The sequence below is a fragment of the Nitrospinota bacterium genome (assembly GCA_009873635.1).
In the GTDB taxonomy this organism is placed as follows: domain Bacteria; phylum Nitrospinota; class Nitrospinia; order Nitrospinales; family VA-1; genus LS-NOB.
In genome coordinates this window covers 95,902-102,408 of the sequence record WAHY01000008.1, presented here as the reverse complement: position 1 = coordinate 102,408, position 6,507 = coordinate 95,902, and the positions used below count along the sequence as shown (strand labels likewise).

The following is a 6,507-nucleotide window of genomic DNA, read 5'->3' as shown; positions in this document are numbered from 1 at the left end:
CAAAACCACGTTATCGCTGATTTTACTGTGAGGAGAAACTTTATGTGGGGATTGTCAGTTAAATCTTGTGCAGTTTTGTTGCTTGTTTTATTTTCAGCACCTTCAATTATTCGAGCCGAAGATGATGTGTTTGCACAAAAAATAATTAATAGTCAGTGCAAAAACTGTCACAGATTTGAAGGGAAACCGACCTCTAAGTTTGAGCTGAAAGCCCCTGACTTGATTTGGAGTGGTGTAAAATATCAGCGCGCATGGTTACGCCGTTGGTTGATTGGTCAGGAAGATAACCTCTATCCAAATAGTTATCGTTGGGATAAATTGAGATTCTCCGGTAAACATATGGTTCTGATGAAAGAAGAAGCCGAGGCGATTGCCAGCTATATGGAAAAGACTTACAAAGACCCTCGAATCAAAAAAAGTTTTGTCGACATGTCAACTTTCACCGAAATGGAAGCCGCTCTAGGGGCGAAAATTTACCGGCAATACTCGTGCCTGGCTTGCCATCAGATTAAGGACGGCGAAGATAAGAAAATAGGAGGCCCGATCAGTGTTGACCTATTCAATGCGGGTAACCGTTATACGTTGGATTGGTGGACCCGGTTTGCACAAAATCCTCAGGACTTCACCCCACATAGCGGGGAATATCTGGCTGATATCAGCACTCGTAAAGCACGTCAAATTATTGGTTATGTCATGACACTTGGTGTGAAGGACTTTAAATTTTTTGAGCCCTGGAAAACAACTGCTTTCAAAAATGCTGACGTAAAGCGTGGTGCGAAAGTTTACAAAGAATATTGTGTGCAGTGTCATGGTCCGCAAGGTCAGGGAGATGGGCCGGGCGCAAAAGGGTTAGACCCAAAGCCTGCTGTACATGCAGACCTTCCTCTCTCTGATTACCCGGAGGATTATTTATATAATCTGATTTTTTACGGAGGAAAGAGTGTGGGCAAATCTCCCAATATGCCGGACTGGGGTTTAACATTGTCCGAACAAAGCCTGGCCGATGTAATTGCTTATCTCCGCTCCACCTTCAAAGGCTAATTAATGAAAAGGTATTGTGTCCATTTTAAGGAGTAAACGATAGTCAAGAATGGACTGTGGAGAAAAACTATATGTGGCGATTTTTATTGTTGGTTATCTTGCTATTTTTTGTTGGAGTGCCATTGGCCTATGCAGACCATGAGTCTACTAAGGCCGAGTGCCCTCAAATTAGAAAAACACCTCAGGCTCCAGCAAAGTTTTTGAAAATGGTCAACCCTTTGGAGGTTACAGAAAAAAGAATAAAAAAAGGGAAATCACTTTATCAGGTAAAATCATCCCCTCTTCAATGCAAGCATTGTCATGGTGGTAATGGAGACGGAACTGGGCATATGGGGTTGCAAGCCAACCCTCCAGCGCGAAACTTCTCCTGTTCTGAAACCATGCGAAATATCTCCGACGGGCAGATGTTCTGGGCCATCAAAAATGGCATACCTGGAACCTCAATGCCTGCCTACCCGGATCTGGAAAACTGGAAAATCTGGGTACTGATACACTATATTCGCCAGTTCAGTTCGTAATACTTCCCTATATTGTGAATTACGATTATTTGTGAATGGTGAGCTTCTTGTATTTGGAGCGTTTGTTCTCTTCTCGTCCACCCAGTTCCTGTTTGCGTTTTTCCTGATACTCTTCGAAGTTCCCATCAAACCATCTCACCTTACTGTTTCCTTCAAAGACCAGAAGGTGGGTGCAGATCCGGTCGAGAAAAAAACGATCATGGCTTATCACCAGCACGCATCCGCTAAAATCCATAATGGCGTTTTCAAGGTTGCGCAAGGTGGTTACGTCCAGGTCGTTGGTGGGCTCATCAAGGAGCAGGACGTTACCGCCCCTCCTAAGAAGTTTTGCAAGGTGGACCCGGTTGCGCTCACCCCCGGAAAGCTCGCCCACTTTTTTCTGTTGATCCGGACCTTTGAAATTAAACCTCCCGACATAGGCTCTTGATACGACCGTTTTCCCGGCAATTTCAATGTGCTCGGTGCCGCCGGTGATTTCCTCGAACACCGTGTTGTCAGGGCCCAGGTCATGACGGTGCTGGTCAACGTAAGACAGTTCTACGGTGGAACCAAGTTTGAGGGCTCCCGAATCAGGCTGTTCCTCTCCGGCGATCATGCGGAACAAGGTGGTTTTACCAGCGCCGTTAGGCCCGATCAGTCCGACAACTGCTCCGCGTGGTACCGAGAAAGTCAGGTCTTTGATGATGGGGTCATCCTTTTGGTAGCCTTTACTGAGCGTATCGACCTCGATGACTTGTTCGCCGAGTTGCGGGCCGGGAGCGATCTGGATTTCCAAAGTGTTGTCTTCCATATCCACTTTGCGTGCGGAAAGTTTTTCGTATTCATTGATCCGCCCTTTATTGTGTTTGCGTCGTGCTCCGGGTGTTTCTCTCAACCATTGCAGCTCTTTTTCCAAACGTTTCTGCAGTGTCGAAGCCGACTTTTCACGACGCCTCAAGATTTCAGCCTTTTGTTCCAGCCAGGAACTGTAATTGCCTTCAAACGGTCTGCCTTTTCCACTTTCCAGTTCGAGAATCCACTTGGTGATATTGTCGAGAAAGTATCGGTCGTGTGTGGAAACGATGACGTTGCCGGGATAATTGGCGAGGGTATCTTCCAGCCATTGCACGGTCTCAGCGTCCAGATGGTTGGTGGGTTCATCAAGAAGGATCATGTCCGGTTTTTGCAGGAGAAGTTTGCAAAGGGCAACCCGGCGGGCTTCACCTCCGGACAAGGTACCGGCTTTCTGGTCATCGGCGGGAAGCACGAGGGCGTCCATCGCCACCTCTACCTGCCGGTCCAGTTCCCAGCCATCGACGGCGTCAATCTGGTCCTGAAGCCGGCCCATTTTTTCCATAGCCTTTTCCATCTCATCATCCGACATGGGTTCGGCCATTTTTGCGCTGACTTCGTTGAATTCTTCGATCATTTTTTTGATTTCGCCAAAAGCCTGCTCGACATTTTCACGGACCGTTTTATCATTGTCCAGAACCGGTTCTTGAGGCAGAAACCCTATGGTGGTTCCCTTTAAAGGCTGGGCACGTCCTTCAAAATCCTGGTCTTCTCCAGCCATGATTTTAAGGATAGTGGATTTGCCCGATCCGTTTTCTCCGACGATTCCTATTTTTGCGCCATGATAAAAACTGAGGTTGATACCGTTTAGAACCTCGTTGCGTCCGTAACGTTTTATCAGGTCCTGCATTGTAAAAATATATTCTCCTGCCATAACACTTCTTCTCCACTAGGCGTGCCTCTGCGGGGCATGATTTTTGATGTTGTAGATACCGCGTCCTGCTAAGGGACTAGATTGCTACCAGCTTCTCTCGATAGAGAGTTATTTAATACCACAAAATCGTGTTCATTGTTGAAGATCAATTTGAATCCCGTTTTTTCCGCAATCCACTCAAAGGTCTGGGAGCAGTAAAAAATAATATGGGTTGGGTCGCGTTTATAATACCAGTCTGAAAAAGCGTTTTCTTCATTTGGGTAAAACCTGGTCATGATTGCGAGATATCCCCCAGGTTTCACTTTGCTGGATACACGCTCTAATTCTTCAGCGGGATTTCTAAGATGCTCAAAGGTTTCTGTGGAGATGACAAGATCGTAAAATGAATCCAGACATGTATCCGGGAAAAAGTTTGGATCGTATCCAGTTGTATGAATCCCTTCTTTCTCCAGCAGGGTTTTCAATACCGGTTCATAACCGCAGCCATAATCCAGCGCTGATTGAATGTCATAGTCTTTAAGGATATTAATCTTATTCTGAAACATTTGTACATAGCCATCATTGTCAATACTGTTTTCATGTTGTAAATACCGTTTAACCTCTTCTTCCCTGGGAATGTGAAAGCCTTCAGGCACAAATATAGCCCGACACACTGAACAGAGCCAGTATTCACGGTTTTCTCCGCTGATGAGGAAATGGGCTGAAGAATTACATAGTGGGCATTTCATAAATCTTTCAAGTACCGTCTGGAATTTTGCTTGATTCTTACCATCTGCTCAATGATAATCATCGAATCTAGGGTAAAAACCGGTTTTTAATCTGTTTCAATAATATTGGAGAAGTTTTTCGAATGGTTTCTTTTGTTAATGGTAACGGGCTTCGACCCGGTTATGTAATTAAAGTTAAGGGTGATTTGTATCGAGTCATGACGGCCGACCATCGAACCCCTGGAAAAGGAAAAGCCTGCATGCAGGCCAAGCTTAGAAAACTAAAAGATGGAACGCAAACAGAAATTAAGTTTCGTGCTGATGAAGCGGTTGAACGGGCCGAAATGGAGCAGGTGGAGATGGAATATCTTTACGATGACCCTGCGGGGTTATGTTTTATGAATTGTGAAACTTACGAGCAGACATTTCTGGAAGAAAAAGTTATCGGTGATGATAAAGCGTTTCTTTTACCGAATGCCAAGGTGATCATTGAGTTTTGTGATGACAGCCCTGTTGGTGTCAGTTTCCCTGAGGCTGTTGAACTTAAAGTAACCGATACAGAACCTCCTTTGAAAGGAGCTACCGCTTCCGGGTCTGGGAAACCCGCGACCCTCGAAACAGGATTGGTTGTGACCGTGCCGCAGTTTATCCAAATAGGTGAGGTGGTTCGTGTATCGACCACATCAAGAGAGTATCTTGAGCGAGCGAAAAAATAAAGCTCTTCGTTGTAGAGCTGACAACTCGTTGTAAACCGGTTATTATTCTTCCTGGTAATTTTCAAAGAGCAATAATATTTGACTTAAACCGGGGATTTAATTAAAGTAAATTGTTGATTTAATTAGAAGAAAGTAAACTTATCCCTTTTGGCGTCCTGCCTTTGGGCCTCACTTTATCCACTAAGAGGTTCCGTGTGCAAAATGTAATTTCTGAAAATCCATTAAGTGTTGTTGAGTTGGTCATGCAATCGAGTTTAATGGCCAAAGGTGTTTTGTTTTTACTCCTGGTTTTTTCCATAGTGTCCTGGGCGATTATCTTTAACAAGTTCAGTACATATCGCAGGGCAAAAAATGAAGATACTCAATTTCTTGAGACCTTTTCCAAAACCGAGAACCTGACCCATATTTATAACTTTTCAAAAGAACTGCGAACGAGCCCTTTGGCCAGGGTATTCCTGACCGGTTATCGGGAGCTCTATGTTTTTCAGGAGATGGCAAAGGAGGAACGCAAAAAGCGTGGCGAACCTCCACCTGCAGGCGGAGAACTGGTGACCCAGAGAGACTTGAAAGGCATTGGCCTTGCTCTCAATAAAGCCATCAATCGAGAAGTGGGAAGGCTGTCGCACAGGTTGGATTTCCTGGCAACAACCGGCAGCACAACTCCCTTTATAGGCTTGTTTGGGACTGTTTGGGGAATCATGCATTCTTTCAGATCTATAGGTTTACAGGGAACAGCCAGTATTGGGGGAGTGGCCCCTGGAATTGCGGAAGCACTTATAGCCACCGCCGCAGGATTGGTTGCGGCAATTCCTGCTGTTATCTTTTTTAATTACTTCAATAACAAAATTGTACTTTTTACGTCCGTTATGGATGATTTTTCGCAGGACTTTGTTTATATGGCGGAAAAAAACTTTGTGCGGGAACCGATTGAAGAAAATTCTTTTGACCTTTCGTGAATGGTTGTTCCAGTTTCTGAAATAAGTTTATGTTAAAGCAAAGAAGACCATTTCTGGCAGAGATAAACGTGACTCCCTTTGTGGATGTTATGCTGGTTTTGCTTGTGATTTTTATGATCACAGCGCCACTCATGCAACACGGTATGGAAGTCCAGCTTCCTAAGGAATCAATCGCTCCTATGACCATTAAAGAAATTCCCACCATTACTTTAAAGAGCAGTAAAAAAATATTCTGGAAGCAGGAAGAGTTGACAAACCTTATGGGGTTAACCCGTAAGGTGGAGCAGTATATTAAAGCTGATAAAGACGGCGGGGTTTATTTGAGAGCAGATAAAACACTGGACTATGGTTTTGTCATGCACGTCTTATCCACCGTTAAGCAGGCCGGAGTGCAGAATATTGGCATGGTGACAGAACCTTCGACATCATGAGAGTTCAGTTTTTCCAGTCTTTTGATTTTAACCAGATGCTTGTTTTTTCTGTTTTTGGGCATCTGCTTCTTTTAACAATTGTGTTGTTTCTTCCCAAACCCGGTATTCAGGATAAACCGATAGTTCCTGCTTTTATGGTGAATCTGGTCAGCGAACCGACAGGCTTTAAAACAGCCGCGGCTAAAACTTCTAAGCGTCCAGTAAAAGCCAGAAAACCCAAGGCAAAAACAACAGCCAGTAAAAAACCAGCGGCAAAGAAAAAAACGGCTATAAAGAGAGAACCTGTTGCAAAAAAAAATACCGTTTCCAAACCTACTAAAATTCCTGCAATCAAAACCCCTCGATCCAAGGGAATTCTGGAGGAGTTGGGCAAGCTGGAATCAAAGATGGTAATACCACCAACCAAAAATATGATTGAAGAGCTTGACCAGTT

8 protein-coding genes are annotated in these 6,507 nt (G+C 44.5%); 5 read left to right on the top strand and 3 right to left on the bottom strand.

What is annotated here, in order from left to right:
• Positions 1 to 42: 42 nt before the first annotated feature.
• Positions 43 to 1,041, top strand: coding sequence for a c-type cytochrome (locus F3741_06915; GenBank protein MZG30526.1), 999 nt, complete (start codon positions 43 to 45; stop codon positions 1,039 to 1,041).
• A 71-nt stretch (positions 1,042 to 1,112) separates the two neighbouring features.
• Positions 1,113 to 1,559 carry a cytochrome c gene (locus tag F3741_06910; protein ID MZG30525.1) on the top strand — a complete coding sequence of 149 codons (447 nt, stop codon included), beginning with the start codon at positions 1,113 to 1,115 and terminating at the stop codon, positions 1,557 to 1,559.
• A 25-nt stretch (positions 1,560 to 1,584) separates the two neighbouring features.
• On the opposite strand, the gene ettA is transcribed toward F3741_06910, so the two are convergent.
• Positions 1,585 to 3,264, bottom strand: coding sequence for an energy-dependent translational throttle protein EttA (gene ettA / locus F3741_06905; protein MZG30524.1), 1,680 nt, complete (start codon positions 3,262 to 3,264; stop codon positions 1,585 to 1,587).
• A gap of 68 nt (positions 3,265 to 3,332) precedes the next feature.
• Positions 3,333 to 3,992, bottom strand: coding sequence for a class I SAM-dependent methyltransferase (locus F3741_06900; GenBank protein MZG30523.1), 660 nt, complete (start codon positions 3,990 to 3,992; stop codon positions 3,333 to 3,335).
• Positions 3,993 to 4,114: 122 nt separating this feature from the next.
• On the opposite strand from F3741_06900, the gene efp reads away from it, so the two are divergent.
• From efp to F3741_06885, 3 genes are all read left to right on the top strand, one after another.
• On the top strand, positions 4,115 to 4,687 hold the full coding sequence (gene efp / locus F3741_06895) for an elongation factor P (protein ID MZG30522.1): 573 nt from the start codon (positions 4,115 to 4,117) through the stop codon (positions 4,685 to 4,687).
• Between the two features lie 242 nt (positions 4,688 to 4,929).
• Entirely contained in the window at positions 4,930 to 5,643 is a 714-nt protein-coding gene (locus tag F3741_06890) for a Tol-Pal system subunit TolQ (protein MZG30521.1), read from the top strand.
• A 29-nt stretch (positions 5,644 to 5,672) separates the two neighbouring features.
• Positions 5,673 to 6,074, top strand: a complete 402-nt coding sequence (locus tag F3741_06885; protein ID MZG30520.1) for an ExbD/TolR family protein — start codon at positions 5,673 to 5,675, stop codon at positions 6,072 to 6,074.
• 106 nt (positions 6,075 to 6,180) lie between these two features.
• Here F3741_06885 and F3741_06880 read toward each other — a convergent pair whose 3' ends face one another.
• Positions 6,181 to 6,408 (bottom strand): hypothetical protein, encoded by a 228-nt coding sequence (locus F3741_06880; GenBank protein MZG30519.1) that lies wholly within the window; start codon positions 6,406 to 6,408, stop codon positions 6,181 to 6,183.
• Positions 6,409 to 6,507: the final 99 nt, after the last annotated feature.

Coding starts and splice junctions, on each gene's coding strand:
- F3741_06915 (MZG30526.1), top strand. CDS start 43: ATGTGGGGATTGTCAGTTAAATCTTGTGCAGTTTTGTTGCTTGTTTTA.
- F3741_06900 (MZG30523.1), bottom strand. CDS start 3,992: ATGAAATGCCCACTATGTAATTCTTCAGCCCATTTCCTCATCAGCGGA.
- F3741_06910 (MZG30525.1), top strand. CDS start 1,113: ATGTGGCGATTTTTATTGTTGGTTATCTTGCTATTTTTTGTTGGAGTG.
- ettA (MZG30524.1), bottom strand. CDS start 3,264: ATGGCAGGAGAATATATTTTTACAATGCAGGACCTGATAAAACGTTAC.
- F3741_06890 (MZG30521.1), top strand. CDS start 4,930: ATGCAATCGAGTTTAATGGCCAAAGGTGTTTTGTTTTTACTCCTGGTT.
- efp (MZG30522.1), top strand. CDS start 4,115: ATGGTTTCTTTTGTTAATGGTAACGGGCTTCGACCCGGTTATGTAATT.
- F3741_06885 (MZG30520.1), top strand. CDS start 5,673: ATGTTAAAGCAAAGAAGACCATTTCTGGCAGAGATAAACGTGACTCCC.